Source organism: Pseudomonas sp. MPB03, assembly GCF_046605385.1.
In the GTDB taxonomy this organism is placed as follows: Bacteria; Pseudomonadota; Gammaproteobacteria; order Pseudomonadales; family Pseudomonadaceae; genus Aquipseudomonas; species Aquipseudomonas zanjanensis.
Map to the genome: position 1 here is coordinate 6,176,710 of NZ_CP176770.1, position 26,139 is coordinate 6,202,848.

General features: G+C 62.1%; 22 protein-coding genes. 13 read left to right on the top strand and 9 right to left on the bottom strand.

The genetic code is table 11. From position 1 onward, the window contains the following. Positions 1-279 precede the first annotated feature (279 nt). From ACLH0I_RS26985 to bioB, 7 genes are all read right to left on the bottom strand, one after another. A complete protein-coding gene (locus tag ACLH0I_RS26985) occupies positions 280-2,085 on the bottom strand; it encodes a phenylacyl-CoA dehydrogenase (protein WP_053125979.1) in 1,806 nt (601 codons plus the stop codon). 276 nt (positions 2,086-2,361) lie between these two features. Further along, positions 2,362-2,658, bottom strand: a complete 297-nt coding sequence (locus tag ACLH0I_RS26990) for a pyrroloquinoline quinone biosynthesis protein PqqE (RefSeq protein ID WP_411385802.1) — start codon at positions 2,656-2,658, stop codon at positions 2,362-2,364. A 121-nt stretch (positions 2,659-2,779) separates the two neighbouring features. After that, complete coding sequence (bioD, locus tag ACLH0I_RS26995; protein WP_250962116.1) at positions 2,780-3,460, bottom strand: dethiobiotin synthase; 681 nt, start codon at positions 3,458-3,460, stop codon at positions 2,780-2,782. Further along, positions 3,457-4,269, bottom strand: a complete 813-nt coding sequence (gene bioC / locus ACLH0I_RS27000) for a malonyl-ACP O-methyltransferase BioC (RefSeq protein WP_411385803.1) — start codon at positions 4,267-4,269, stop codon at positions 3,457-3,459. The genes bioD and bioC overlap by 4 nt, the downstream gene beginning before the upstream one ends. Further along, positions 4,262-4,993, bottom strand: a complete 732-nt coding sequence (locus ACLH0I_RS27005; RefSeq protein ID WP_411385804.1) for an alpha/beta fold hydrolase — start codon at positions 4,991-4,993, stop codon at positions 4,262-4,264. Before ACLH0I_RS27005 ends, bioC begins: the two co-directional genes overlap by 8 nt. Further along, positions 4,986-6,164 (bottom strand): 8-amino-7-oxononanoate synthase, encoded by a 1,179-nt coding sequence (gene bioF, locus ACLH0I_RS27010; RefSeq protein WP_411385805.1) that lies wholly within the window; start codon positions 6,162-6,164, stop codon positions 4,986-4,988. The genes ACLH0I_RS27005 and bioF overlap by 8 nt, the downstream gene beginning before the upstream one ends. 162 nt (positions 6,165-6,326) lie before the next feature. Continuing rightward, a complete protein-coding gene (bioB, locus tag ACLH0I_RS27015) occupies positions 6,327-7,382 on the bottom strand; it encodes a biotin synthase BioB (RefSeq protein ID WP_014340550.1) in 1,056 nt (351 codons plus the stop codon). A gap of 90 nt (positions 7,383-7,472) precedes the next feature. On the opposite strand from bioB, the gene ACLH0I_RS27020 reads away from it, so the two are divergent. The 5 genes from ACLH0I_RS27020 (at position 7,473) to rarD (ending at position 13,268) form a co-directional block, all read left to right on the top strand. Continuing rightward, positions 7,473-8,213 (top strand): double zinc ribbon domain-containing protein, encoded by a 741-nt coding sequence (locus ACLH0I_RS27020; RefSeq protein ID WP_411385806.1) that lies wholly within the window; start codon positions 7,473-7,475, stop codon positions 8,211-8,213. A gap of 58 nt (positions 8,214-8,271) precedes the next feature. Then, complete coding sequence (locus tag ACLH0I_RS27025; RefSeq protein ID WP_250962111.1) at positions 8,272-9,036, top strand: TOBE domain-containing protein; 765 nt, start codon at positions 8,272-8,274, stop codon at positions 9,034-9,036. 67 nt (positions 9,037-9,103) lie between these two features. After that, positions 9,104-10,999 carry a PhoX family protein gene (locus ACLH0I_RS27030; protein WP_411385807.1) on the top strand — a complete coding sequence of 632 codons (1,896 nt, stop codon included), beginning with the start codon at positions 9,104-9,106 and terminating at the stop codon, positions 10,997-10,999. Positions 11,000-11,181: 182 nt separating this feature from the next. After that, positions 11,182-12,156, top strand: a complete 975-nt coding sequence (locus tag ACLH0I_RS27035) for a serine/threonine protein kinase (protein WP_186729618.1) — start codon at positions 11,182-11,184, stop codon at positions 12,154-12,156. 224 nt (positions 12,157-12,380) lie between these two features. Further along, a complete protein-coding gene (gene rarD / locus ACLH0I_RS27040) occupies positions 12,381-13,268 on the top strand; it encodes an EamA family transporter RarD (protein ID WP_411385808.1) in 888 nt (295 codons plus the stop codon). A 217-nt stretch (positions 13,269-13,485) separates the two neighbouring features. On the opposite strand, the gene ACLH0I_RS27045 is transcribed toward rarD, so the two are convergent. Further along, a complete protein-coding gene (locus ACLH0I_RS27045; RefSeq protein ID WP_186706929.1) occupies positions 13,486-14,004 on the bottom strand; it encodes a glycine cleavage system protein R in 519 nt (172 codons plus the stop codon). Between the two features lie 530 nt (positions 14,005-14,534). On the opposite strand from ACLH0I_RS27045, the gene ACLH0I_RS27050 reads away from it, so the two are divergent. Then, positions 14,535-16,712 (top strand): malate synthase G, encoded by a 2,178-nt coding sequence (locus ACLH0I_RS27050; RefSeq protein WP_411385809.1) that lies wholly within the window; start codon positions 14,535-14,537, stop codon positions 16,710-16,712. Positions 16,713-16,897: 185 nt separating this feature from the next. Here ACLH0I_RS27050 and ACLH0I_RS27055 read toward each other — a convergent pair whose 3' ends face one another. Then, positions 16,898-17,344, bottom strand: coding sequence for a response regulator (locus ACLH0I_RS27055; protein WP_053126003.1), 447 nt, complete (start codon positions 17,342-17,344; stop codon positions 16,898-16,900). 257 nt (positions 17,345-17,601) lie between these two features. Between ACLH0I_RS27055 and ACLH0I_RS27060 the strand changes: the two genes are divergently transcribed. The 7 genes from ACLH0I_RS27060 (at position 17,602) to ACLH0I_RS27090 (ending at position 26,135) form a co-directional block, all read left to right on the top strand. Continuing rightward, positions 17,602-19,536: a putative nucleotidyltransferase substrate binding domain-containing protein gene (locus tag ACLH0I_RS27060; RefSeq protein WP_411387561.1), complete on the top strand. Its 1,935-nt coding sequence runs from the start codon at positions 17,602-17,604 to the stop codon at positions 19,534-19,536. Continuing rightward, complete coding sequence (locus ACLH0I_RS27065) at positions 19,533-20,240, top strand: PolC-type DNA polymerase III (protein ID WP_411385810.1); 708 nt, start codon at positions 19,533-19,535, stop codon at positions 20,238-20,240. The genes ACLH0I_RS27060 and ACLH0I_RS27065 overlap by 4 nt, the downstream gene beginning before the upstream one ends. A 218-nt stretch (positions 20,241-20,458) precedes the next feature. Next, a complete protein-coding gene (locus ACLH0I_RS27070) occupies positions 20,459-20,977 on the top strand; it encodes an RNA polymerase sigma factor (protein WP_018607416.1) in 519 nt (172 codons plus the stop codon). Beyond that, on the top strand, positions 20,974-21,948 hold the full coding sequence (locus ACLH0I_RS27075; protein ID WP_411385811.1) for a FecR domain-containing protein: 975 nt from the start codon (positions 20,974-20,976) through the stop codon (positions 21,946-21,948). The genes ACLH0I_RS27070 and ACLH0I_RS27075 overlap by 4 nt, the downstream gene beginning before the upstream one ends. A 222-nt stretch (positions 21,949-22,170) precedes the next feature. Next, on the top strand, positions 22,171-24,609 hold the full coding sequence (locus tag ACLH0I_RS27080; protein ID WP_411385812.1) for a TonB-dependent siderophore receptor: 2,439 nt from the start codon (positions 22,171-22,173) through the stop codon (positions 24,607-24,609). 219 nt (positions 24,610-24,828) lie between these two features. Continuing rightward, positions 24,829-25,959 (top strand): PepSY-associated TM helix domain-containing protein, encoded by a 1,131-nt coding sequence (locus tag ACLH0I_RS27085; protein ID WP_411385813.1) that lies wholly within the window; start codon positions 24,829-24,831, stop codon positions 25,957-25,959. Continuing rightward, positions 25,956-26,135: a hypothetical protein gene (locus tag ACLH0I_RS27090; RefSeq protein WP_411385814.1), complete on the top strand. Its 180-nt coding sequence runs from the start codon at positions 25,956-25,958 to the stop codon at positions 26,133-26,135. Before ACLH0I_RS27085 ends, ACLH0I_RS27090 begins: the two co-directional genes overlap by 4 nt. The last annotated feature ends 4 nt before the right edge of the window (positions 26,136-26,139 follow it).

The window sequence follows — 26,139 nt, forward strand, 5'->3', positions numbered from 1 at the left end:
CGTGTGACCGATGTCACACTGCCATCGCTGTAACGGCAGGGCGGGACGTTTTCTTAGGGTTGGGTTGGATGAATATTGTTTCAGGATCACAGTTGACCCACTGTGGGAGCGAGCTTGCTCGCGATGACATTGGTCCAATCAAAACTTGCATGGCTGATCCACCGCTATCGCGAGCAAGCTCGCTCCCACAAGCGCCTGCGGTGGCTATGGGATTTACAGCGGCCACAAAAAAGCCGCTGCTCCCGAAGAAGCAGCGGCTGTGTGAAGAACCGCTTAGGCTTAGTAGCCCAGCGCGAAGTCTTCTTCTTTCATGTCCATCAGGTTGTTGGCGCCCGACAGCATGGTTGCCACATGGGTACGGGTACGCGGCAGGATGCGCTGGAAGTAGAAGCGCGCGGTCTGCAGCTTGGCGGTGTAGAAGGCTTCTTCGGTGGTGCCGGCGGCGAGTTTTTCCGCCGCTAGGCGCGCCATGTCGGCCCAGAAATAAGCCAGGCAGGCGTAACCGGAGTACATCAGGTAGTCCACCGAGGCCGCACCGACTTCTTCGCGATCCTTCATGGCCGCCATGCCGACCTTCATGGTCAGTTCGCCCCATTCCTTGTTCAGCGCAGCCAGGGGTTCTACGAACTCCTTGACCGCTTCGTTGCCTTCGTTGCCCTGGCAGAACTTGTGGACGATCTTGGTGAAGCCCTTGAGTGCCTCGCCCTGGGTCATCAGCACTTTACGACCCAGCAGGTCCAAGGCCTGGATGCCGGTGGTGCCTTCGTACAGCATCGAGATGCGGCTGTCGCGAACGTTCTGCTCCATGCCCCACTCGGCGATGAAACCGTGGCCGCCATAGATCTGCACCCCGTGGTTGGCCGATTCGAAGCCGACTTCGGTCATGAAGGCCTTGGCGATCGGGGTCATGAACGCCAGCAACGCATCGGCTTTTTTCTTCTCTTCTTCATCCACGCCGTATTTGACGATGTCGACCTGCTTGGCGGTGAAGTAGACCATCGCCCGGTTACCTTCGGCGAAGGCTTTCATGGTCAGCAGCATGCGACGCACGTCGGGGTGGACGATGATCGGGTCGGCGGCCTTGTCGGGCGCTTTCGGGCCGGTCAGGGAGCGCATTTGCAGGCGGTCACGGGCATATTTCAGGCCGCCCTGGAAGCCGATCTCGGCGTGGGCCAGGCCTTGCAGCGCAGTGCCCAGACGCGCGGTGTTCATGAAGGTGAACATGCAGTTCAGGCCTTTGTTCGCCGGGCCGATCAGGAAACCGGTGGCCGCGTCGAAGTTCATCACGCAGGTGGCGTTGCCGTGGATGCCCATCTTGTGTTCCAGGGAACCACAGCTCACCGCGTTGCGCTGGCCAATGGTGCCATCGGCGTTAGGCAGGAACTTGGGAACGATGAACAGGGAAATGCCCTTGGTGCCGGCCGGTGCGTCGGGCAGGCGTGCCAGCACGATGTGGACGATGTTGTCGGCCATGTCGTGTTCGCCGGCCGAGATGAAAATCTTCGTACCGGAAACCTTGTAGGAACCATCGGCCTGAGGCTCGGCCTTGGTGCGCAACATGCCCAGGTCGGTGCCGCAGTGCGGTTCGGTCAGGCACATGGTGCCGGTCCATTCGCCGGAAACGAGTTTGGTCAGGTAGGCCTCTTGCTGTTCAGGCGTACCGTGTTCGGAAATCGTGTTCATCGCGCCATGGGACAGGCCCGGGTACATGCCCCACGACCAGTTGGCTTCACCGACCATCTCGCTGACCGCCAGGCCCAGGGATTCCGGCAGGCCTTGACCACCATGCTCGACGTCATGGGCCAGGCTTGGCCAGCCGCCTTCGACGAATTGCTTGTAGGCTTCCTTGAAACCGGTCGGGGTTTTCACGCCGGACTCGCTCCAGGTGCAACCTTCGATGTCACCCACGCGGTTCAGCGGAGCCAGCACCTGCTCACAAAACTTGGCGCCTTCTTCGAGAATGGCATCAACCATGTCCGGAGTTGCGTCCTGGCAAGCCGGAAGGCTCTGATAATGCGCTTCGTAGCCAAGCAGTTCGTCACGAACGAAGCGAATATCACGCAAGGGGGCCTTGTAGTCAGGCATAGCGATAAACCTCTGCTGATGTAACCGGGAATGAACGACCGCGTGGATTTGTTGTAGCGGTCAAACAGTTGTTTGAAACATACGTTTACGCCTAAATCTTGTCAAGCGCCGATCTTTTGCCGTTCGTCATCAGCCGAAGAAAATGTCGGACACGGGAAATCCATCGCAATGAAGAATCCGCGATGCGCGTAGGAAAAGATTAGTTGAGCAATAAGACGTTAGAGACAAGAACGCCGCGAATAATCGCGGCGTTTTCGTAATCCTGGAAGAACGGGATCAGGCAAAGGTATCGATCAACGTACCGAGCATTTCGTCGGATGCCTTGGCTACGCTCACACCCAATTCCACCTGGGACTTGCCCTGGGCCATTTCGACCACGTTGCTGGCCAGGTCCGACTGCTGGCTGCGATCCACTGACCGCAAGCGATCCACCTGGACTTCGGACGACTGGCTGGTGACCGAACGCTCGATCGTATTGTTGGCGATCTGGCTAGAGGCCTGATCGACGCGGTTCTGCCCTGTCTGAATCGTGCTCAGACCGGCGTAGAACGCGGTGCTTCCTGAGATTTCCATGGCAGAGTTCGTCTTCTTGAAGGGTCGACAGTGGCCATTGAATCAGAAGGCCAGGGAAAAGGCCCGACAAAAACACTAATGGCACAGTGCCTTGCCATAGGCAAAACCTTGCTGGGGGGTGTCAGTCCAGCAGATCCAATTGCAAGTGTTCGGCCACGGCTTCAGCCGTCACGCTCTGGATCCGCGCCACCCTGCCCAGGCAAGGCGCCGGAAGTCGCTCGGCCAAGGTTGCCAGGTTTTCCTCCAGGCGCGAGGTGGCCGGGTCGATGATGTTCGCGACCCAACCGGCAAGCGGCAAGCCATCACGGGCGATCGCCTCGGCGGTCAACAAGGCGTGGCTGATACAACCCAGGCGCACACCCACCACCAGGATCACCGGCAAGCCCAGCGCTATCGCCAGGTCGGACAGGTTATCCTGGCCGACCAGCGGCACGCGCCAACCGCCCGCGCCTTCGATCAACGTGAAGTCGGCGTCCAGCGCCAGCACTTCGCGCATCGGCCCCAACAGCGACTGCACCGTCAACGCAACACCGGCCTCCCGGGCGGCCAAGTGCGGCGCGATTGCCGGCTCGAACGCCACCGGATTGACCTGTGCATAAGTCAACGGTATCGAGCATTCCGCCAGCAAGGCCAAGGCATCGGCGTTGCGCAGGCCCTTGGGCGTCACGGCGCAGCCGGAGGCCACGGGTTTTCCGGCAGCCGTGCTCATGCCGGCCTGCCGCGCCGCGTGTAGCAGGCCCGCCGCGACGGTGGTCTTGCCGACATCAGTGTCGGTGCCGGTAATGAAATAAGCCTGGCTCATAGCGGTTTCTCCAAAACGGCGTAGACCACTTGGTAAGTCGCGGGCAGCCCCTGTGCCTGACGAAACTGCTCATAAGCTTCAACCAGCGCGAGGATCCGCGCCCTGCCCGTCAAGCCGCCAGGCCGACCAGGGTTCAGATTATGGGCGCCCAGTGCTTTCAATTCGTGGGTCAGGCTGCGCACGTCGGGGTAATGCAACACATGGGGACGGTTTTCAAGACTGACAACGTTCAACCCGCTGGCCGCGCAAAGCTGTTGATACGTCTCGAATCCACGGAAACGGTTGACGTGCACCAAGCCATCCACCTGACGCCAACTGTCGCGCAATTCGTACAACGTACCTACGCAGAGGCTGGTAAAGGCCAACACTCCGCCCGGTTTCAATACCCGATACGCCTCTCTCAGCACCGCGGCAAAATCCTCGCACCATTGCACCGCCAGGCTGGAGAACACCAGGTCGCAGCTCGCCGCCTGCAAAGGCAGCCGCTCGGCGTCACCAGCGATAAAATGCGCGGCGCCACCTTGGGGTCGAGCATGGTTGAGCATGCCTTCGGCGATATCCAGCGCCAGGCCTCTGCTCGCGCCGAAACGCGCGCCCAGGGCGCGGGTGAAATAGCCGGTGCCACAACCCAGGTCCAACCAACGTTGCGGCATGAACGAAGGCGGCAAGCGGTCGAGCAATTGCTGGCCGACGTCGCGCTGTAGCTCGGCCACGCTGTCATAGCTGCTCGCCGCCCGGGAAAACGAAGCCGCCACCTGGCGTTTGTCAGGCAAGGCACCAGGCAAAGGGGGAAGAGACAAATCAGTCATCACCGGACTCATGCAAAAAAGCCTGGATCGCCCCCGCTACACCATGGGGGTCTTCCAGAAGAAATCCGTGGCCGGCCTGTTCGATCAGGCCGATTTCGACATCCGGCAACAAGGCCAGCAAATCACCCGCAGCCTCAGCCGCCACCAAGGCGTCGAGCCCGGCAAACAGATGCAATTGCGGGCCGCGAAAGCTCTGCAATGCAGCGCGAATGTCCAATTGCGCCAGCAGCTCGAGCCCGGCCATCAGCACTTCGGGCGAAGTGTTCGGCGCCCCGGCCAACAGCAACCGCGACAAGCCGCGCGGATCGGCGCAGCCCTGGGCACACAGCAAGCTGAAACGCTTGAGAGTCTGGCGTGGGTCGGCCGCACAGCCGGCGAGAAAGCCATCGAAGGTCTGGCCGTCCATCGCGCTCGGCCATTGTTCATGGGCGACAAAGGACGGATTGCTGGCCAAGGTCAACAAGCCGCAGCAGCGCTCACCCCGACGCGCCGCCAGCGCCGAGGCCAGCATGCCGCCCAAGGACCAGCCGCCGAGCCAGGCGTCCTGGGGCACGGTGGCGTCCAACTCTTCGAGCCATTCATCGGGATCGCTCGACAGCAATGCCGGCAACGGTTCGATTTCCACCCGCAGGTGTTCATCGAGTCCTTGCAGGGCCGCCGCCAGCGGTTCCAGCGGTGAAACGCCCAAGCCCCAACCGGGTATTAGAATCAGTCGATCACGCATGGCTTGGCTCCGGCCCCAACAGGGCAAAACACTCGGCCAGTGCATTCAACAATAGCTGCACCTGGGCCTCGCTGTGGGCGGCGGTCAGGGTCACACGCAAGCGAGCGCTGCCGGCCGGCACGGTGGGTGGACGGATCGCCGTCACCATCAGCCCGCGCTCACGCAGCATCTGCGACATGCGCATGGCCCGCCCCGCATCGCCAATCAGGATCGGTTGGATCGGCGTGAAGCTGTCCATCAGTTGCAGGCCGATCTGCTCGGCGCCCTGGCGGAACTGGCGGACCAGCACCTGCAAGTGTTCGCGCCGCCAATGTTCGCTGCGCAGCAGTTCGAGGCTCTTGAGGGTGGCGCAGGCCAGGGCCGGCGGCTGGCTGGTGGTGTAGATGTAGGGGCGCGCGAACTGGATCAGGCTTTCGATCAGTTCTTCACTGCCCGCCACAAAGGCACCGGCCGTGCCAAACGCCTTGCCCAACGTGCCGACCAGCACCGGCACGTCCTCCCGGCTCATGCCGAAATGTTCGACGACACCGCCGCCGGCAACGCCCAACGTACCGAAACCGTGGGCATCGTCGACCATCAGCCAGGCGCCCTTGGCCTTGGCTTCACGGGCGAGCGCCGGCAAATCGGCCACATCGCCATCCATGCTGAAAACACCGTCGGTGACCACCAGGGTGTTGCCCACTGCTTTTTCCAAGCGTTGGGCCAGGCTCCGGGCATCGTTGTGCAGGTATCGGTTGAAGCGCGCACCGGACAGCAGCCCGGCGTCGAGCAACGAGGCGTGGTTGAGACGGTCTTCCAGCACCGTGTCGCCCTGCCCCACCAGCGCGGTGACCGCGCCGAGGTTAGCCATGTAACCGGTAGTGAACAGCAACGCTCGCGGACGCCCCGTCAGGTCGGCCAAGGCTTCTTCCAGGGCGTGATGCGGACCGCTGTGGCCGATCACCAGATGGGAAGCGCCACCGCCGACGCCCCAACGGGCCGCCCCCGCGCGCCAGGCCTCGATCACTTGCGGATGGTTGGCCAGGCCCAGGTAATCGTTGTTGCAGAACGCCAGCAGGGGCTGGCCGTCCACCACCACTTCCGGGCCCTGGGGGCTTTCGAGCAGCGGGCGCTGGCGATAGAGATTGTCGGCACGACGGGCAGCCAGGCGTGCGGCGAGATCGAAGGGCATGCAGGCCTCAACTGTTTAAGGATTGGCCAAAGCCCCTTGTGGGAGCGAGCTTGCTCGCGATAGCGGTGAGCCAGTCGACATAAATGTTGAATGTTCCATCGCCATCGCGAGCAAGCTCGCTCCCACAGGGCCTTGCATGCCAATCCGGGAATCGGTGCGTGATCAAACAGCGGCGTTGTAGAACTGCTCGCTGCTCTTCTGCTCCACCAACGCCTGTTCAATGGCCGCCTGGTGCACTTCGTCAGCATGTTCTTCGCGGGCTTCGGGTTGGATGCCCAGGCGTGCGAACAACTGCATGTCCTTGTCGGCCTGCGGGTTGGCGGTGGTCAATAGCTTGTCGCCGTAGAAAATCGAGTTGGCGCCGGCAAAAAATGCCAGGGCCTGCATTTGCTCGTTCATCGCTTCGCGACCGGCGGAAAGACGTACGTGGGACTGGGGCATCATGATCCGCGCCACGGCGAGCATGCGGATGAAATCGAACGGATCGATGTCTTCGGCATTCTCCAGCGGCGTGCCGGCGACCTTGACCAGCATGTTGATCGGCACCGATTCCGGGTGCTCCGGCAGGTTCGCCAGTTGGATCAGCAGATTGGCGCGGTCATCCAGGGACTCGCCCATGCCCAGGATCCCGCCGGAGCAGATCTTCATTCCCGAATCACGCACGTAGGCCAGGGTTTGCAGGCGCTCACTGTAGGTGCGGGTGGTGATGATGCTGCCGTAGAACTCCGGCGAGGTGTCGAGGTTATGGTTGTAGTAGTCCAGGCCAGCCTGGGCCAGTGCTTCGGTCTGCTCCTGGTCGAGGCGGCCCAGGGTCATGCAGGTTTCCAGGCCCATGGCCTTCACGCCCTTGACCATTTCCAACACATACGGCATGTCCTTGGCCGACGGGTGCTTCCACGCCGCGCCCATGCAGAAACGGGTCGAACCGATGGCCTTGGCCCGTGCAGCCTCTTCGAGGACCTTCTGCACTTCGAGCAATTTCTCTTTATCCAGCCCGGTGTTGTAGTGACCGGACTGCGGACAATATTTGCAATCTTCCGGGCAAGCGCCGGTCTTGATCGACAGCAGCGTGGAAACCTGGACGCGATTGGCGTCGAAGTGCGCGCGGTGCACGGTCTGCGCCTGGAACAACAGGTCATTGAATGGCTGGACAAAGAGTGCTTTGACTTCGGCCAAAGACCAGTCATGACGCAGGTTGGCAGTGGTGCTGGCGCTCATGGGCATTTCCTTGATTATGCTTGGCTGGCGCCTGGGGCATGGAATACCCACAGGCGCGACACGGATGTTCGGCATATTTAAGGAAGAGTCATGCGCTGTCAACCACGATACAAAGGACCGGTTTACATCTGGTTAAAAAACAAACAATTCTGTCTGCTGTGTGGCGAAAGCACCGATACGCCGCAGCCTATCTGCACCCCCTGCGAAAGCGAGCTGCCCTGGCTCGGCGATCAATGCAGCGTCTGCGCCCTGCCGCTGCCCATGGCCGGGTTGCGTTGCGGCCAATGTACCTCGCGACCGCCGGCCTTCGAACGGGTCCTGGCGCCCTGGACCTATGACTTCCCGGTGGACAGCCTGATCACCCGTTTCAAGCATCAGGCGAAATGGCCTCTCGGCCGGCTGCTGGGCGAACTGCTGGCGCAATCGCTGCAACATCATTTCGACGAAGGGCTGGAACGGCCCGACGCCTTGGTACCGGTGCCACTGGCGACGCGACGCCTGCGCCAGCGGGGTTTCAACCAAGCGGCGCTGCTGGCCCGCTGGCTCAGTGGATCGTTGGCCATCCCTTGCGAAGAAAACCTGCTGCGCCGCACCCAGGATACCCCCGCCCAACAGGCCCTCGATGCCAAGGCCCGACGACATAACCTGCGCCAGGCCTTTGCCCTGGTGCCCCAGGCAACGTTGCGTGACCGTCACCTGGCATTGGTCGACGATGTGCTCACCACCGGCGCCACCGCCCAGGCGCTGGCGGCTCTATTGCTCGATGCCGGCGCCGCGCGGGTCGATGTGTACTGCCTGGCCCGCACGCCGAAACCCGGTGAGCCGGCTTGACGTGCCGCGCCCAAGGCGCCAACGTCCGCCCATCGACCTTCGCACGCAGTTTTCTGTCATGTCATTGCCCACGCTCCTGACCCAGCACATCGTCCGGCGACCTCAACGCATCGCCCTGCTGCAGCACATCGCCGAACAAGGTTCGATCACCCGCGCCGCCAAGAGCGCGGGCCTGAGCTATAAGGCGGCGTGGGACGCCATCGATGAGTTGAACAACCTCGCGGATCAACCGCTGGTGGAGCGCAGCGTCGGCGGCAAGGGCGGTGGCGGCGCCAAGCTGTCGGAGGAAGGCCAACGGGTGCTGCGCCTGTATCTGCGCCTGCAAGCACTGCAGGTGCAACTGCTCGAAGCCAGCGAAGACGCTGGCGACCTGGGCCTGCTCAGCCGCCTGATGCTGCGCACCAGCGCCCGCAATCAATTGCACGGCAAAGTCCTGGGCATCGAGGCCCAGGGACATAACGACCGGGTACGCCTGGAGCTGGCCCGGGGCCTGGTCATCGAAGCGCAGATCACCCACGACAGCACATTGCGCCTGGAGTTGGGAGTCGGCACCGACGTGGTGGCGTTGATCAAGGCCGGCTGGCTGCAATTGCATCCTGTCGAGCAAGGGGAAAAACCGGGGATCAATATTTTGCGCGGCGTGATCGAGCAGGTCGACGCCGCCGAAAACGGTCCCAGCGAAGTGCGCATCGGCCTGCCCAACGGCCAGACGCTGTGCGCCCTGGCCGATCCGCTACAGTTGCAAGCGCAGGACCTGGCAACCGGCTCGCCTGTGCAAGTGACGTTTTCAGCGACAAATGTGCTGCTCGGCACACCGCTGTAGCGCGTTGCAACAATAGTTTCATCGACCCGCTTTAAGGTGACTGCCAAAACCAGCAGGGAGCCTGATGATGAGCCTATTAGAAGAAAACCAATCCACCGACCTGGAAAAGATCGTCGGCCTGAGCCGTCGCCGTTTCATCGGCGCTGGCGCCCTGTGCGGCGCGGCGATGTTCCTGGGCGGCAACCTGCTGAGCCGCAGCGTCATGGCGGCCGCCGTGAGCGAAGGCAATAAAAGCATGCTGGGCTTCAACAGCATTGCCGCCTCCACCGCCGACACCATTACCTTGCCGCCAGGCTACAAGGCCTCGGTGCTGATCAGTTGGGGCCAGCCGCTGAAGAAAAATGCACCGGCGTTCGACCCCAGCGGCAATGGCACCGCCCGTGCACAGGAAGTGCAGTTTGGCGACAACAACGACGGCATGAGCCTGTTCGAATTCCCCGGCGACAAGAACCGGGCGCTGTTGGCGATCAACAACGAGTACACCAACTACCAATACCTGTTCCCTCACGGCGGCCAACCGCAGTCGGCCGAAGACGTGCGCAAGGCCCAGGCCAGCGAAGGCGTGTCGGTGATCGAAATCCAGCGCCGTCGCGGCCAATGGCAATTCGTCCAGGACTCGCGCTACAACCGCCGGATCCACGGCAACACGCCAATCCGCCTGCGCGGCCCGGCCGCTGGCCACGATCTGCTGAAGACCAGCGCCGACAAGAGTGGCAAGAAAGTGCTCGGCACGTTCCAGAACTGTGCCAACGGCATGACCCCGTGGGGCACCTACCTGACCTGCGAAGAGAACTTCACTGACTGCTTCGGCAGCAGCAAGTCGGACCTGCAATTCGACGCGGCACAAAAACGCTATGGCGCCACCGTCACCAGCAGCGAAATCAATTGGCACTTGCACGACCCGCGTTTCGATCTGGCGAAGAACCCCAACGAACTCAATCGCCACGGCTGGGTAGTGGAAATCGATCCGTTCGATCCAGAGTCCACCCCGGTGAAGCGCACCGCCCTGGGCCGCTTCAAGCATGAAAACGCGGCCCTTGCGCAGACCAATGACGGTCGCGCCGTGGTGTACATGGGCGATGACGAACGTGGCGAGTTCATCTACAAGTTCGTCAGCCGCGAGCGCATCAACCATCGCAATGCCAAGGCCAACCGCAACCTGCTGGACCATGGCACCTTGTACGTGGCGCGCTTCGATGCCGGCGACGGCAACCCGGACCATCCCAAGGGCAAAGGCCAATGGATCGAATTGACCCATGGCAAGAACGGCATCGACGCCAGCAGCGGTTTCGCTGATCAGGCCGAGGTGTTGATCCATGCGCGCCTGGCCGCCACTGCCGTTGGCGCCACGCGCATGGACCGCCCGGAGTGGATCGTGGTCAGCCCCAAGGACGGCCAGGTCTATTGCACCCTGACCAACAACTCCAAGCGTGGCGATGCCGGCCAGCCAGTGGACGGGCCGAACCCGCGGGCCAAGAACGTCTATGGGCAGATCCTGCGCTGGCGCACCGACCGTGACGACCACGCCTCCAAGACCTTCGACTGGGACCTGTTCGTGGTCGCCGGCAACCCAACGGTACACGCGGGTACGCCGAAGGCCGGGTCGTCCAATATCAACCCGCAGAACATGTTCAACAGCCCCGATGGCCTGGGCTTCGACAAGGCCGGGCGGCTGTGGATCCAGACCGACGGTGACTCGAGCAACGCAGGCGACTTCGCGGGCATGGGCAACAACCAGATGCTGTGCGCCGACCCCAACAGCGGTGAGATCCGCCGCTTCATGGTCGGGCCGGTAGGCTGCGAAGTGACCGGGATCAGTTTCGCGCCGGACTACAAGACGCTGTTCGTCGGGATCCAGCATCCCAGCGGCGGCTCCACTTTCCCTGAGCACCTGCCCAACGGCAAGCCGCGCTCGTCGGTGATGGTGATCACCCGGGAGGATGGCGGAGTCATCGGCGCCTGATTGGGCCTCATCGCGAGCAAGCTCGCTCCCACAATGGATCTTCGGCGTACCGTCTATCCCTGTGGGAGCGAGCTTGCTCGCGATAGCTTCAGTACAGCCACCACAGCCACCACCTATCTGCCTCTGTCTGCGCTACCATGCTGGGCCGGACGCGGCAGCCCTGCCGCTGCGCAGGAGTCAGCATGTCCCATCCGTTCGAAACCCTCACGCCCGACCTGGTGCTCGATGCCGTTGAAAGCATCGGCTTTCTCAGCGACGCCCGCGTGTTGGCCCTCAACAGCTACGAGAACCGCGTCTATCAAGTCGGCATCGAAGATTCCGAGCCGCTGATCGCCAAGTTCTATCGCCCCCAGCGCTGGACCAACGAAGCGATCCTGGAAGAGCACAGCTTTACCTTCGAACTTGCAGACTACGAAGTGCCCGTGGTGGCGCCGCTGATCCACAACGGCGCCAGCCTGCACGAGCACGCCGGGTTCCGTTTCACCCTGTTTCCCCGTCGCGGCGGCCGAGCGCCGGAGCCGGGCAATCTCGACCAACTCTATCGCCTGGGACAACTGCTTGGGCGCCTGCACGCGCTCGGGGCGACCCGGCCGTTCGAGCATCGCGAAGCCTTGGGCGTGAAGAATTTCGGCCACGACTCGTTGGAGACAGTGCTGCAAAGCGGCTTCGTCCCCCGCGGCCTGCTGCCGGCCTACGAGTCGGTCGCCCGGGACCTGCTCAAGCGCGTCGAAGAGGTCTACGCCGCCACACCCCACCAGAACATCCGCATGCACGGCGATTGCCATCCCGGCAACATGATGTGCCGCGATGAGGTGTTCCACATCGTCGACCTCGACGATTGCCGCATGGGCCCGGCGGTGCAGGATTTGTGGATGATGCTCGCCGGCGATCGCCAGGAATGCCTGGGACAGTTGTCGGAATTGATGGACGGGTACCAGGAGTTCCATGATTTCGATCCCCGTGAACTGGCGCTGATCGAGCCGCTGCGGGCCCTGCGCCTGATGCACTACAGCGCCTGGCTGGCGCGGCGCTGGGACGACCCGGCCTTCCCCCGCAGCTTCCCGTGGTTCGGCAGCGAACGCTACTGGGGCGACCAGGTGCTGGCGTTGCGCGAGCAACTGGCGGCGCTCAATGAAGAGCCGTTGAAGCTGTTCTGACTCGCCTTGGTCCCAACAGCCACTGAAATCCCCTGTGGGAGCGAGCTTGCTCGCGATAGCGATGCGTCAGCCAATATAAATGGCGGCTGTTCCACCGCCATCGCGAGCAAGCTCGCTCCCACAGGGGGCCTGCGGTGGAACCACTTCCTAACAAGGTTCACAGCACAACCAGACAAATCTCCTTACAATCACCCCTTTGTTAGCTGCCTAAGCAAGGATTCTGCATGCAAGCCGCCAACCCGCGTCGCGGGTACATCCTGGGCCTGAGTGCCTACATCATCTGGGGTCTGTTCCCGATCTACTTCAAGGCCATCGCCAGCGTGCCGTCGGTGGAAATCATCATCCACCGGGTGCTGTGGTCGGCCCTGTTCGGCGCGGCGTTGCTGCTGGTGTGGAAACACCCGGGCTGGTGGCGCGAGCTGCGGGACAATCCACAACGCCTGGCGATCCTCGCCCTGAGCGGGACGCTGATCGCCGCCAACTGGCTGACCTACGTCTGGGCGGTGAATAACGAGCGCATGCTCGAAGCCAGCCTGGGTTATTACATCAACCCGCTGGTCAACGTGTTGCTGGGCATGTTGATCCTCGGTGAGCGCCTGCGCCGCATGCAATGGCTGGCGGTGGGATTGGCGGCAGTCGGCGTGGCGCAGCAGGTCTGGCAAGTGGGCAGCCTGCCGTGGGTGTCGCTGGTGCTGGCGCTGACCTTCGGTTTCTATGGGCTAATCCGCAAGCAGGCGCCGGTCAAGGCCTTGCCGGGACTGGTGGTGGAAACCTGGATGCTGGTGCCAATCGCCATCGCCTGGTTGCTGTTCAACCCCACGGCCACCAGTGCCCAGGCGGCATTCTGGACCACCTCCGAAGCCTGGTGGCTGGTAGCGGCCGGCCCCGTGACGCTGGTGCCGTTGGTGTGTTTCAACGCCGCAACCCGGCATTTACCCTACACGACCATCGGTTTTCTCCAGTACATCGCGCCGACGCTGGTGCTATTGCTCGCCGTGCTGCTGTTCGGTGAGCATCTGTCGTCCAGCACGCTGGTAGCGTTCCTGTTTATCTGGGCCGGGCTGGCGGTGTACAGCATCGATGCCGTGATCAGCATGCGCCGACGCAACTGATCAAAAAACATACAAATCTCTACAGGCCACGCCTGGCGTGGCCTGCGCTTATCCTTCCCAAGGTTATCCACAGCGTGATCCCCGCCGTTTGTGCACAAGCCCTTGAAAACTGGTGATTTTTTGATCATCTGCCGCTGAGCCCCGGCAGGCCTGGGCTGGGGCCAGGTCTCTACAGGTTATCCACAGGCAGGCGCAGTTTTTCCTTGGATAACCCTCGTCACGCTTCGTCGCTGAACTTGAGTTCTACCATCAACTCATCGGCCAAGGTTTCAAGGCGTTCTTGCAACGCCTCCAGCGAAAGGGTCAAGGGCACGCCCAGGAGCGCCTCGGCATGAAACAGCAACTCGCTGCTCATCGGTGCCGGCCGGACATGGGTCACCAAGCGTTCGACATTGACGCCCTGCTCGCTCAATAACCGGGTGATGTCCCGCACGATACCGGGACGATCGTTGCCCACCAATTCCATGGTGATGGGTTTCCAGGAGCAGGACTCTTCAACGGCGCTTTCCGCAATCAACACACGAATGCTGTGGGCCGATAACCCTTGCAACGCTTCGATCAACTCTTCATGGGCCTCGGCCGGGGCGCTGATTCGCAGGATCCCGGCAAACTGCCCGGCCAAGTGCGACATGCGGCTCTCCAGCCAGTTACCGCCATGGGCGGCGATGCAATCGGCGATGCGCTCGACCTGCCCGGGCTTGTCCGGGGCGAAAACAGTGATGACGAGGTGGTCCATGGGCGCAGTCCTCTTGTTGATGGAAGGGACAGTATAGGCAAGGCAGAAGATCAACACGGTCGCGCTTTCGTGGCGAGGGAGCTTGCTCCCGCTGGACCGCGTAGCGGGCCCAGAAGGGTTGGATCAGTGCTGCGCACTGAAGCGGGAGCAAGCTCCCTCGCCACGGGGTTTTGTGCACGAAACCTAAAATTATCTGGAACAATCACTCTGTTTTTTGAGAACATCCCGTGTCCCGACGTGACCGTAACACTTTAGTCGGTCGCGGAACGACGCAATTAGTCTAATTTTCACAACCGCAATTGATCATGTAGTATTCCGCAGCGCGCACTACATAATCGCGAAACCCTGTTTTACCGATGTCTGCTTAAGGCCAGTCGCATCCCTGAAAAGCCCCGTCAGCAAGGCTTGAATACCCAGCCGCCAGCGATGGCATGTACTGGTTCCGGGGTTTGTGGTTTAAATGTCCCGAGGCTTCATTGTCAAAATCGAAGAGCTGAAAAGCGAAATAGCTGAGCAGAGTGAGGCAAGCAATGACTGAACACGTTCAAGTCGGTGGCCTGCAGGTCGCCAAAGTCCTGTTCGACTTCGTGAATAACGAAGCCATTCCCGGAACCGGCCTCACCGCCGACGCGTTCTGGGCCGGTGCCGACAAGGTCATCCACGACCTGGCCCCGAAGAACAAAGCCCTACTCGCCAAACGCGATGATTTCCAGGCGCGGATCGATGCCTGGCACCAGGCCCGTGCCGGCCAGGCTCACGACGCCGTGGCTTACAAAGCCTTCCTGCAAGACATTGGATACCTGCTGCCAGAAGCGGCGGATTTCCAGGCCACGACCCAAAACGTCGATGACGAAATTGCCCGCATGGCCGGCCCGCAACTGGTGGTGCCGGTGATGAACGCCCGCTTCGCCCTCAACGCCTCGAACGCCCGCTGGGGGTCGTTGTATGACGCGCTGTACGGCACCGATGCCATCAGCGAAGCCGATGGTGCGGAAAAAGGCAAAGGCTACAACAAGGTCCGCGGCGACAAGGTCATCGCCTTCGCCCGTGCTTTCCTCGACGAATCGGCGCCCCTGGCGGCCGGCTCCCATGTCGATTCCACCGCGTACAAAATCATCGACGGCAAACTGGTGGTCACCCTCAAGGGCGGCAGCAACAGCGGCCTGCGTGACGATGCCCAGTTGATCGGTTTCCAGGGCGATGCTTCGGCACCGACCGCCGTGCTGCTGAAACACAACGGCCTGCACTTCGAAATCCAGATCGATGCCAGCACCCCGGTCGGCCAGACCGACGCCGCGGGTGTCAAAGACATCCTGATGGAAGCCGCACTGACCACCATCATGGACTGCGAAGACTCGGTCGCCGCCGTCGATGCCGATGACAAAGTGGTGATCTACCGCAACTGGCTCGGCCTGATGAAGGGTGATCTGTCGGAAGAAGTCGCCAAGGGCGGCCAGACGTTTATCCGGACCATGAACCCTGACCGTGTCTACACCGCCGTCGACGGTTCGAGCGTCACGTTGCACGGCCGCTCGCTGCTGTTCGTACGCAACGTCGGCCACCTGATGACCATCGACGCGATCCTGGACAAGGATGGCAACGAAGTGCCGGAAGGCATCCTCGACGGCCTGGTCACCAGCCTGGCGGCGATCCACAGCCTCAACGGCAACACCTCGCGCCGCAACAGCCGCACGGGCTCGGTGTACATCGTCAAGCCGAAGATGCACGGCCCTGAAGAAGCCGCGTTCACCAACGAGCTGTTCGGTCGCGTCGAAGACGTACTGAACCTGCCGCGCAACACCCTCAAGGTCGGGATCATGGACGAGGAGCGCCGTACCACGGTCAACCTCAAGGCCTGCATCAAGGCCGCCAGCGAGCGCGTGGTGTTCATCAACACCGGCTTCCTCGACCGTACCGGCGATGAAATCCACACCTCCATGGAAGCCGGCCCGATGGTGCGCAAGGCCGACATGAAAGCCGAGAAGTGGATCGGCGCCTATGAAAACTGGAACGTCGACATCGGTTTGAGCACCGGCCTGCAAGGCCGCGCGCAAATCGGCAAGGGCATGTGGGCGATGCCGGACCTGATGGCGGCGATGCTCGAACAGAAAATCGCTCACCCGCTGGCCGGCGCCAACACCGCGTGGGTTCCCTCGCCGACCGCCGCCGCCCTGCACGCGCTGCATTACCACAAGGTCGACGTGTTCGCCCGCCAGGCCGAACTGGCCAAGCGCGCCCGCGCGTCGGTGGATGACATCCTGACCATCCCGCTGGCCGTCAACCCGAACTGGACGCCGGAGCAGATCAAGAACGAACTGGACAACAACGCCCAGGGCATCCTTGGCTACGTGGTGCGCTGGATCGACCAGGGCGTCGGTTGCTCCAAGGTTCCGGACATCAATGACATCGGCCTGATGGAAGATCGTGCGACGCTGCGTATTTCCAGCCAGCACATCGCCAACTGGCTGCGCCATGGCATCGTCACTCAAGAGCAAGTGATGGAAAGCCTCAAGCGCATGGCGCCGGTGGTCGACCGCCAGAACGCCAGCGATCCGCTGTACCGCCCGCTGGCACCAGACTTCGACAGCAACATCGCCTTCCAGGCGGCGGTCGAGCTGGTGATCGAAGGCACCAAACAGCCGAATGGCTACACCGAGCCGGTGCTGCACCGCCGTCGTCGTGAGTTCAAGGCAGCCAATGGGTTGTGATTGAGCAGTAGCCACGCGGCACAGAAAAAGCCCTGATCAAAAGATCAGGGCTTTTTTATGCCCCTGTGGGAGCGAGCTTGCTCGCGATAGCGGTGTAGCAGCCAATGGAGATGTTGAATGTCAGGCCGCCATCGCGAGCAAGCTCGCTCCCACATTTGAATGGCACCGGTTCTTGGCAGACGATCCTAGAGATCCATCCCCAACTCATGCTTGACCAACCCCAACAGCTTTTCGGTATCGATCGGCTTGAGCAGAAAATCCACCACGCTCAGGTGCATGGCTTCGATGGCGTCCTTCACGTCGGCATCGCCCGAGACGATGATGATCGGCAACGCCGCCCGCTCGGACTCGCGCACCAGGCGCACCAACTCCAGGCCATCGACGTTGCCCATGCGCAGGTCGGTAATCAGCAGGCCGATCGACGGCTTGGTTTCCAGCATCTTGAGTGCCGTTTCGCCACTGGCGGCGGTCATGCAGTGAATCCCGTCCAAGGCCAGGATCTCCGACAACAGCTCCCGTGCGTCCTTGTCGTCATCAACGATCAAGACGCGCTGCGGCGGCAGGTCAGGTTCCAGCATGACGGCACTCAGCGCCTCGCGCTCGGCATCACTCAAAATATCGTGGTCGGACATGGTGCTCTCTACGTTCTATAAATCGATCCCCTGGCACAGTGGTCAGACATCGTTCCGAGGCGCTTCAATGTGCACTTCGTCGGATTTTTTTCCAAGAACATTCAACGAAGTTTTTTCTGACGTCTAGCGTAGGACTTTTCCGTAAGCCAGCCTTAGGTACCGACCTAGACTTACGTCCAATGGGCACCCTGCGCTGAGGGGCCGACCATGGGGAACAGATCCGACCACAACAATTCGAATAAGACTGCGTAATGGTTATGAAAAAAGCGGACGCCTTCATCCAGGCAGGGAAAACCGCGGTGTTGCAAAACATCCAGGGGACGCTGCAGTTTCTCCAGCGCTTTCCCCCGTTCAACCAAATGGAAAACGCCCACTTGGCCTATCTGGTGGAGCAATGCCTGCTGCGTTTCTACGCACCGGGTGACACCATCATCAAACCAGCCGACGGCCCGGTGGAACACTTCTACATCGTCAAGCAGGGCCGGGTGGTGGGCGAACGTCCGCATTCGGCCAAGGGTGGCACCGAGACCACCTTCGAGATCACTACCGGCGAATGTTTCCCCCTCGCCGCGCTGCTGGGCGAGCGAGCCACGCGCACCGAGCACCGGGCCGGCGAAGACACGTTCTGCCTGCAACTGAACAAACTCGCCTTCATCAAGCTGTTCGCCTTGTCCGGCCCGTTTCGCGACTTCGCCCTGCGCGGGGTCAGCAGCTTGCTCGACCAGGTCAACCAACAGGTCCAGCAAAAATCGGCGCAGAACCTGGGCACCCAATACTCCCTCAATACCCGACTGGGCGAATTGGCGATGCGCCACCCGGTCAGTTGCAGCCCGGACACACCGCTGCGCGAAGCCGTGAAGCTGATGCATGAGCAGCAGGTCGGCAGCATCGTGGTGGTGAATGAGCAAAAAGCGCCGGTGGGGATTTTCACCCTACGCGACCTCCGACAGGTTGTGGCCGATGGTTCCGGGGACTTTTCCCAGGCCATCGTAGGACATATGACCCAAGCACCCTTCTTCCTTTCGCCGGACCACAGCGCCTTCGACGCGGCCATCGCCATGACCGAGCGCCACATCGCCCACGTCTGCCTGGTCAAGGACCAGCGCCTGTGTGGCGTGGTGTCGGAGCGCGATCTGTTTTCCTTGCAGCGCGTCGACCTGGTGCACCTGGCCCGGACCATCCGCAACGCCCCCAGGGTGGAAAACCTCGTGGCCCTGCGCGGTGAGATCGGACAACTGGTGGAACGCATGCTGGCCCATGGTGCGTCGTCGACCCAGATCACCCACATCATCACCCTGCTCAACGATCACACCGTCTGCCGCGTCATCGAACTGACCCTGGCCGACAAGGGCGACCCGGGCGTGCCGTTCAGTTGGCTGTGTTTCGGCAGTGAAGGCCGGCGCGAGCAAACCCTGCACACCGACCAGGACAACGGCATGTTGTTCGAAGCCCGGGACGCCGCCCATGCCGCGCAAATTCGTGGCTTGCTGCTGCCCATCGCCCAACAGATCAACCAGAGCCTGGCCCTGTGCGGCTTCACCTTGTGCAAGGGCAACATCATGGCCGGCAACCCCGAGCTGTGCCTGTCCCGCGCCGAATGGGCCCGGCGCTTCTCGGCATTCATTCGTGAAGCGACGCCGGAAAACCTGCTGGGCTCGAGCATCTATTTCGACCTGCGGGTGGTCTGGGGCGAAGAGCAAGGCTGCGAGCAGTTGCGCCAGCAGATCCTCGGCCAGGTGGCCGACAATCGCTTGTTCCAGCGCATGATGGCCGAGAATGCGCTGCGCCATCGCCCACCCGTGGGACGCTTCAGGGATTTCGTGCTGAGCCGCAAGAATGGCGAAAAGGCGACCCTGGACTTGAAAGTTCAGGGCCTGACACCCTTCGTCGATGGCGCCCGCCTGCTGGCACTGGCCAACGGCATCGAAGCCAACAACACCTTGGAGCGCTTGCGGCAATTGGTCGTCAAGGAGGTGATCGAACCGCTCGATGGCGCGGCCTATGAAGAGGCCTATCACTTCATCCAGCAGACCCGCATGCAGCAACATCAACTGCAAACCCGCGAGAACCTGCCTTATTCCAACCGCGTCGACCCCGACAGCCTCAACCATCTGGATCGACGCATCCTGCGTGAATCCTTGCGCCAAGCCCAGCGCCTGCAAAGCAGCCTGACGCTGAGGTACCAGTTGTGAGTATTTTTTCCTGGCTGCGCCCGGCCCAACCGACGGTACCCGATGCGCTGCAACAGCGCCTGGAACGCCTCCCCGCGCCTTCGCCACTGAGGGAAAGCAACCTGCGGGAGCAACGCTGGGTCGTGGTGGATCTGGAAACCACCGGGTTGAACCTGAACAAGGACCAAGTGCTGTCCATCGGCGCGGTGGTCATTGAAGACGGCGCCATCGACTTCAGCCAACAGTTCGAACGGACCTTGCAATGCGATAAGCAGAAACTCGGGCCAAGCGTGTTGATCCATGGCCTGGCCCCCAGCACCATTGCCGCTGGCAGCGCCCCGGCAGAGGCGCTGCTGGCGTTCATGGAATTCGTCGGCGACAGTCCGCTGTTGGCCTTTCACGCGCCGTTCGATTCCCACATGCTCGGGCGCGCCTTGAAAGACTACCTGGGCTATCGCCTGCAGCATCCGTTTCTCGACGTGGCGGACCTGGCCCCGATGCTTTGCCCCCAGGCCCATCTGCGCAGGTCCGGCCTGGACGAGTGGATCGACTGGTTCAAGCTGCAAGTCTTCGACCGCCACAACGCCAGCGCCGACGCCCTGGCCACGGCGGAACTGGCGCTGATCCTGTTCAGCCGCGCCCGTCAGCAACAGATCCACAGTGCGCTTGAGCTGCAACAGCGCCTGGGCCAGTGGAAACGGCGGCAGCAGGCGCCTTCGCTTTAGAAGCCTTGGGCACATAAAGCCTCCCTGTGGGAGCGAGCTTGCTCGCGATAGCGCAGTGTCGGTCGATGTCAACGCAGCTGATTCACCGCAATCGCGAGCAAGCTCGCTCCCACAGGGGTGTTGAGTCGTTCGTCCCGACCAGCGCCAATTGCTTTCCCTCCCCACCCTCTGCCACAATCGCGAACAATTCTCGTTACTTAAAACATCGGTGATGATCCGTGTCGTCAGTCCCCACTCCCCATAGTGATTTGGTTGGTGCGTTGTACCGTGACCATCGCGCTTGGCTATTGGCATGGCTGCGACGCAACGTGGCCTGTGCGCACCGGGCCGAGGACCTGAGCCAGGACACTTTCGTGCGCTTGCTGGGTCGCGAGGAACTGAAAGCACCCCGCGAGCCCCGGGCGTTTCTGGTGGCCATCGCCAAGGGCCTGCTGTTCGATTATTTCCGGCGCGCAGCCTTGGAGCAGGCTTACCTCACCGAACTGATGCTGATCCCCGAGGCCGAGCAGCCCTCGGTGGAAGAACAGCAAATCATCCTGGAAGACCTCAAGGCCATCGACCGCCTGCTCGGCAAACTGTCGAGCAAGGCCCGCGCAGCCTTCCTCTATAACCGCCTCGACGGCCTCGGCCACGCCGAAATTGCCGAGCGCCTGGGGGTTTCGGTGCCGCGGGTACGGCAGTATCTGGCGCAGGGCATCCGCCAGTGCTACATCGCCCTGTATGGAGAACCGACGTGAGCCAGGTCCATGCCAAACCGGTCTCGGCCAGCGTGCTGGACGCCGCCATCGCCTGGCAGTTGTCCCTGGACTCGAGCAGCGCCCAGGAGCGGGAAGCGTTCGCCCGCTGGCATGCCGCCGATGAAGAACACGCCCGGGCCTGGCGACAGCTAGGCATGCTCGACCAGCGCTTCAGCTTGGCCAACGGGCCGGCGCGGGCGGCGTTGCTGCAATCGCGGGTGAGCATTCGCCGGCGGATACGCAAGGTGGGCAGCGGCCTTGCCAGCGTTGTCGCGGCCATCGGCCTGGCGTTGTTTGCCGGGGAGCGTTACCTGCCGTTGGACTATTGGCTGGCCGACCAGCGCACCGCGACGGGCGAGCAACGCACCCTGCGCCTGGCCGACGGCACGCTGATCAACCTCAACACCCACAGCGCGCTGGACGTGCGTTTCGATGACAAACAGCGCCGCATCATCCTGCAGGAAGGCGAGATCCTGGTGGAGACCGGCCACGACGACCCGCGTCCGTTCATCGTCGAGACCCGCGAAGGCAGCCTGCGTGCCTTGGGCACACGATTCCTGGTCAAGCGTGAAGACGAAGGCACGCGCCTGAGCGTGTTGAAATCCGCCGTGGCGGCGCATCCCCAGGCCACGGACGTCGAACAGATCCTGCGCGAAGGCCAACAAGTGCTGATGCGCCACGACGGTCTCGGCCCTACCATCGCCCTGAACCCCGGCGCCGACGCCTGGACCCGCGGCATGCTGGTGGTGGACAACGCCCGCCTCGAAGATCTGGTCCATGAGTTGGGCCGTTACCGGCGCGGCTACCTGGGCGTGGAACCACAAGTGGCCGACCTGCGCATCACCGGCAGTTTCCCGCTGCACGACACCGACCTGGCCCTGACCGCCTTGCTGCCGACCTTGCCGGTGCAGGTCGAGCATCACACGCGGTGGTGGGTGGTGGTGGGGCCGCGGGCTGAAACCAAGCCCTGAAGCACATTGTTGTCAGTGATGGCCTCATCGCGAGCAAGCTCGCTCCCACAGGGCTTCGTATTCCAATGTGGGAGCGAGCTTGCTCGCGATGAGGCCATTCGTCCCACCAAAAAAACACCGTCCGCAAACAGAATCTAAATTATTTTCATCCAGCCCTATCACTTTTCGATTTTCATCCGGCACTCAGGCAATTGAGAAATATTTCCATTCAGGAGCCGCCGTATGTCCCGCCCGCTAGACACCCTGTTGCGCCCCAGCCTGTTGGCCGTTGCCATTGCCTTTGCCGCCCCGTTGACCAGCGCCCCCCTGCTGGCCGCCGAACAGGCCACCAGCGTGCGCGCCTACAATCTGCCCGCCGCGCCCCTGGCCAGCACCCTGAACCAGATTGCCAGCCAGGCCGGCCTTGCGCTGAGCCTGAATCCGTCCCTGGCCTCGGGCAAGACCTCGGCCCCGGTCCAAGGCCAGTTCGACGCCACCGGCGCCTTGCGCGAGGCCTTGCGCGGCACCGGCCTGCAACTGGAACAAAGCAGCGCCGGCACCTACAGCCTGGTGGCCATGCCTGAAGGGGTCATGGCCCTGCCGGAAACCAGCGTGATCGGCGCCGGTCTCAGTGAAACCGCGTGGGGCCCGACCGAGGGTTACGCCGCCACCCGCACCGCCGCCGGGACCAAGACCGATACGCCGGTCGTCGAACTGCCGCGCTCCGTCTCCGTGGTCACCCGCCAGCAGATGGAAGACCGCTCCGTGCTCAACCTCAACGACGCGCTGCGCTACACCGCCGGTGTGCAGAGCAGCGGCTACGGCTCGGACTCGCGTAACGATTGGCTGCTGGTGCGCGGCTTCGTGCCGACCCAGTTCCTCGATGGCCTGCCGCTGCCCAGGGGCAACTACATCACGCCGAAAATCGAGCCTTGGAACCTTGAGCGCATCGCCGTGCTGCGTGGCCCGGCCTCGTCGGTCTACGGCCAGACGCCACCCGGCGGCATGCTGGACATGGTCAGCCGCCGCCCACAAGCCGAAAGCAGCAATGAAGTCGAGCTGCAGGCCGGCAGCTACGAACACAAGCAGATCAACTTCGACAGCACCGGCAAGGTCGATGACGAAGGCCAGTTCCTCTATCGGGTCAGCGGCACCGTGCGCGACAGCAACGCCCAGGTCGATCACATCCCGGACAAGCGCTACAACCTCGCGCCGAGCCTGACCTGGAACATCAACGACGACACGCGCCTGACCTTCCTGTCGCAATACACCCGCGACGACACCGGCATCACCGGGCAATTCCTGCCACTGCAAGGCACCAAGCTGTCCTCGCCGGCGGGCAAGATTTCCCACCACAAGAACCTGGGCGATCCGGACTGGGAATTCTACGACCGCACCTACTACGCGCTCGGTTATGCGTTTGAACATCGCTTGAACGATACCTGGCAGTTCCGCCAGAACCTGCGCTATACCAAGAGCGATTTGGAAACCCAAGGTATCTCGGCTGGCGGCCAATTCTGGCCAGACGGCCCCGACCAATCGGTGGACGCCGACGGCAACGTCAAGCGCAGCGCCAGCGTCATCAATGAAGACATCAGCCAGTTCGCCGTGGACAACAACTTCCAGGCCGACTTCCAGACCGGCGCCCTCAGCCACACCCTGCTGCTGGGCCTGGATCACCAGCGCTCCAACAGCAATTCGCGCTGGGATTGGGGTTCGACTGGCGTGCCGACCAGCAACATCCACAACCCTACCTATGGACAGGATTTCTCCAACGTCCAGTACTTCACCATGTATGACTACAACCAGAAGACCCACCAGACCGGCCTGTACGTCCAGGACCAGATTGCCCTGGACAACTGGCGCCTGACCCTCGGTGGTCGTGAAGACTGGATTCACACCGGCACCGTGTTCCACAACCTGAACAACGTCACCAACACCCAGCGCGACAAGAAATTCAGCGGCAACGCGGCATTGAGCTACGTCTTCGATAACGGTGTGACGCCGTACCTTTCCTTCGCCCAGTCGTTCCAGGCGGCGGCAGGTTCAATCGTCAACAGCACCGAAGCGTTCAAGCCGACCGAAGGCGAACAGTACGAGGCCGGTATCAAGTACCAACCGCCCGGCACCAAGACCTTGCTGACCGCCGCGGTGTTCGACCTGACCCAGAAAAACAACTCCGTGACCGAAAACAATGTCACCCGCCAAGTGGGTGAAGTCCAAGTACGGGGCGTGGAACTGGAAGCCTCGGGCAACGTGACCGACAATCTGAAACTGGTCGGTTCCTACACCTACAACGACAGCGAAATCACCAAGGGCACCGCGGCTGAAGAAGGCAAGCGCATGGCCCAGGTGCCGCGTAACCAGGCCACTGCCTGGGCGGACTACACCTGGCACAACGGCCCGCTGGATGGCTTCGGTGTCGGCGCCGGTGTGCGTTATGTCGGCGACACCTACGGCAACACCACCAACACCGACTGGGGCCATGTCGGGTCCTACACCGTGTACGACGCCTCGGCCCATTACGACCTGGGTCGTTTGAACAAGACCCTCAAGGGCGTCACGGTGGCGGTGGATGCCAAAAACATCTTCAACAAGGACTACCTGTCCACTTGCGACGGCTTCTACTGCTACTACGGTGACCAACGTAATGTCGTCGCCAGCGTGAATTACAAATGGTAAACGGTTAGCATTTGCAAAACCTTTTGAGGGTGCTCAATTGGCGAAGCTGTTCATGTAAGGAAAACCGTGGCGAGGGAGCTTGCTCCCGCTGGGCTGCGCAGCAGCCCCAAAAGCTTGGGATCGCTGCGCAATCCAGCGGGAGCAAGCTCCCTCGCCACAATGGCTGTCCTCCAGGTGAACAGTGTTATCCCCAGGTGCCCTCTTGCATTCGGATCGCTCATGAAAAGCAAAACCATTCGCCGCTGGTCCTTCATCCACACCTGGACCAGCCTGATCTGCACGGTCTTCCTGCTGATGCTGGCGATCACCGGGCTGCCGCTGATCTTCCACCATGAAATCGAACACCTGCTGGGCGACGCCCCCGAGCTTCGGGAGATGCCGGCCAGCACGCCGCCGCTGGACTTGCAGCAACTGGTGGAAAAAGCCAAGGCCCATCGCCCAGGTGAAGTGGTCCAGTATTTTGGCTGGGACGAGGACGAGCCCAACGGCGTCATCACCATCATGGCGCCGACGCCGGGCACCGAACCCAATTCCTCCCACACCTTCATGCTCGACGGGCGCACCGGCGAAGCCTTGGAAATGCCCTCGGCCAATGGCGGTTTCATGATGGTCATGTTGCGCCTGCACGTGGACATGTTCGCCGGCTTGCCGGGCAAGCTGCTGCTGGCCTTCATGGGGCTGTTGTTCGTGATTGCCATCGTCTCCGGGGTGGTGCTGTATTTACCGTTCATGCGCCGCTTGAAGTTCGCCACGGTGCGCCAGGACAAATCCACGCGCCTGCGCTGGCTCGACCTGCACAACCTGATCGGCGTGGTCACGCTGGTCTGGGCACTGACCGTGGGCGTGACCGGCGTCATCGCCGCGTGCGCCGACCTGCTCATCGCGGCGTGGCGCAACGACAGCCTCAGTGCCATGGTCGAACCCTACCGCAACGCCCCGCCGCTGACCCAACTGGCTCCGGCCACGCGCTTGTTGGACATCGCCAAGGACGTCGCGCCGGGCATGGAGCCCAGCTTCATCGCCTTCCCCGGTACGCTGTTCTCCAGTGAGCACCACTACAGCGTGTTCATGAAAGGTGACACCCACCTGACCTCGCACCTGCTCACGCCCGTGCTGATCGATGCCACCACCCTGGACGTCACCGCCGTCGCCGAACGACCGTGGTACATGGACATGATGAGCCTGTCCCTGCCCCTGCACTTCGGCGACTACGGTGGCCGGCCGATGCAGATTTTCTGGGCGACCCTCGATGTCCTGACCATCATCGTCCTGGGCAGCGGCGTGTATCTGTGGGTAGTTCGGCGCAAGGCCGCCAAACGCGCAACCGTCGGTGCGGAGGTTGCTTCGTGAGGCCTCGGCAGTCGAATTTCTGGAAGGTGTTTGGTATTCCCGTGATGATTGGTGCGCTAAGCGCTGCGGGATTGTTCAGTGCATTGCTCGGTGACGGAGGCTGGGATGCGGTGAGCTGGGTTGGGCTGGGCATACCCACGGTGCTGGGGACTTGGGGCTTGATCAAACGCGGATAACGCC

What these genes read in the sequence shown, in the direction of transcription:
- ACLH0I_RS26985 (WP_053125979.1), bottom strand. Translation starts at nt 2,085, where the DNA reads ATGCCTGACTACAAGGCCCCCTTGCGTGATATTCGCTTCGTTCGTGAC.
- ACLH0I_RS26990 (WP_411385802.1), bottom strand. Translation starts at nt 2,658, where the DNA reads ATGGAAATCTCAGGAAGCACCGCGTTCTACGCCGGTCTGAGCACGATT.
- bioD (WP_250962116.1), bottom strand. Translation starts at nt 3,460, where the DNA reads ATGAGCCAGGCTTATTTCATTACCGGCACCGACACTGATGTCGGCAAG.
- bioC (WP_411385803.1), bottom strand. Translation starts at nt 4,269, where the DNA reads ATGACTGATTTGTCTCTTCCCCCTTTGCCTGGTGCCTTGCCTGACAAA.
- ACLH0I_RS27005 (WP_411385804.1), bottom strand. Translation starts at nt 4,993, where the DNA reads ATGCGTGATCGACTGATTCTAATACCCGGTTGGGGCTTGGGCGTTTCA.
- bioF (WP_411385805.1), bottom strand. Translation starts at nt 6,164, where the DNA reads ATGCCCTTCGATCTCGCCGCACGCCTGGCTGCCCGTCGTGCCGACAAT.
- bioB (WP_014340550.1), bottom strand. Translation starts at nt 7,382, where the DNA reads ATGAGCGCCAGCACCACTGCCAACCTGCGTCATGACTGGTCTTTGGCC.
- ACLH0I_RS27020 (WP_411385806.1), top strand. Translation starts at nt 7,473, where the DNA reads ATGCGCTGTCAACCACGATACAAAGGACCGGTTTACATCTGGTTAAAA.
- ACLH0I_RS27025 (WP_250962111.1), top strand. Translation starts at nt 8,272, where the DNA reads ATGTCATTGCCCACGCTCCTGACCCAGCACATCGTCCGGCGACCTCAA.
- ACLH0I_RS27030 (WP_411385807.1), top strand. Translation starts at nt 9,104, where the DNA reads ATGAGCCTATTAGAAGAAAACCAATCCACCGACCTGGAAAAGATCGTC.
- ACLH0I_RS27035 (WP_186729618.1), top strand. Translation starts at nt 11,182, where the DNA reads ATGTCCCATCCGTTCGAAACCCTCACGCCCGACCTGGTGCTCGATGCC.
- rarD (WP_411385808.1), top strand. Translation starts at nt 12,381, where the DNA reads ATGCAAGCCGCCAACCCGCGTCGCGGGTACATCCTGGGCCTGAGTGCC.
- ACLH0I_RS27045 (WP_186706929.1), bottom strand. Translation starts at nt 14,004, where the DNA reads ATGGACCACCTCGTCATCACTGTTTTCGCCCCGGACAAGCCCGGGCAG.
- ACLH0I_RS27050 (WP_411385809.1), top strand. Translation starts at nt 14,535, where the DNA reads ATGACTGAACACGTTCAAGTCGGTGGCCTGCAGGTCGCCAAAGTCCTG.
- ACLH0I_RS27055 (WP_053126003.1), bottom strand. Translation starts at nt 17,344, where the DNA reads ATGTCCGACCACGATATTTTGAGTGATGCCGAGCGCGAGGCGCTGAGT.
- ACLH0I_RS27060 (WP_411387561.1), top strand. Translation starts at nt 17,602, where the DNA reads ATGAAAAAAGCGGACGCCTTCATCCAGGCAGGGAAAACCGCGGTGTTG.
- ACLH0I_RS27080 (WP_411385812.1), top strand. Translation starts at nt 22,171, where the DNA reads ATGTCCCGCCCGCTAGACACCCTGTTGCGCCCCAGCCTGTTGGCCGTT.
- ACLH0I_RS27085 (WP_411385813.1), top strand. Translation starts at nt 24,829, where the DNA reads ATGAAAAGCAAAACCATTCGCCGCTGGTCCTTCATCCACACCTGGACC.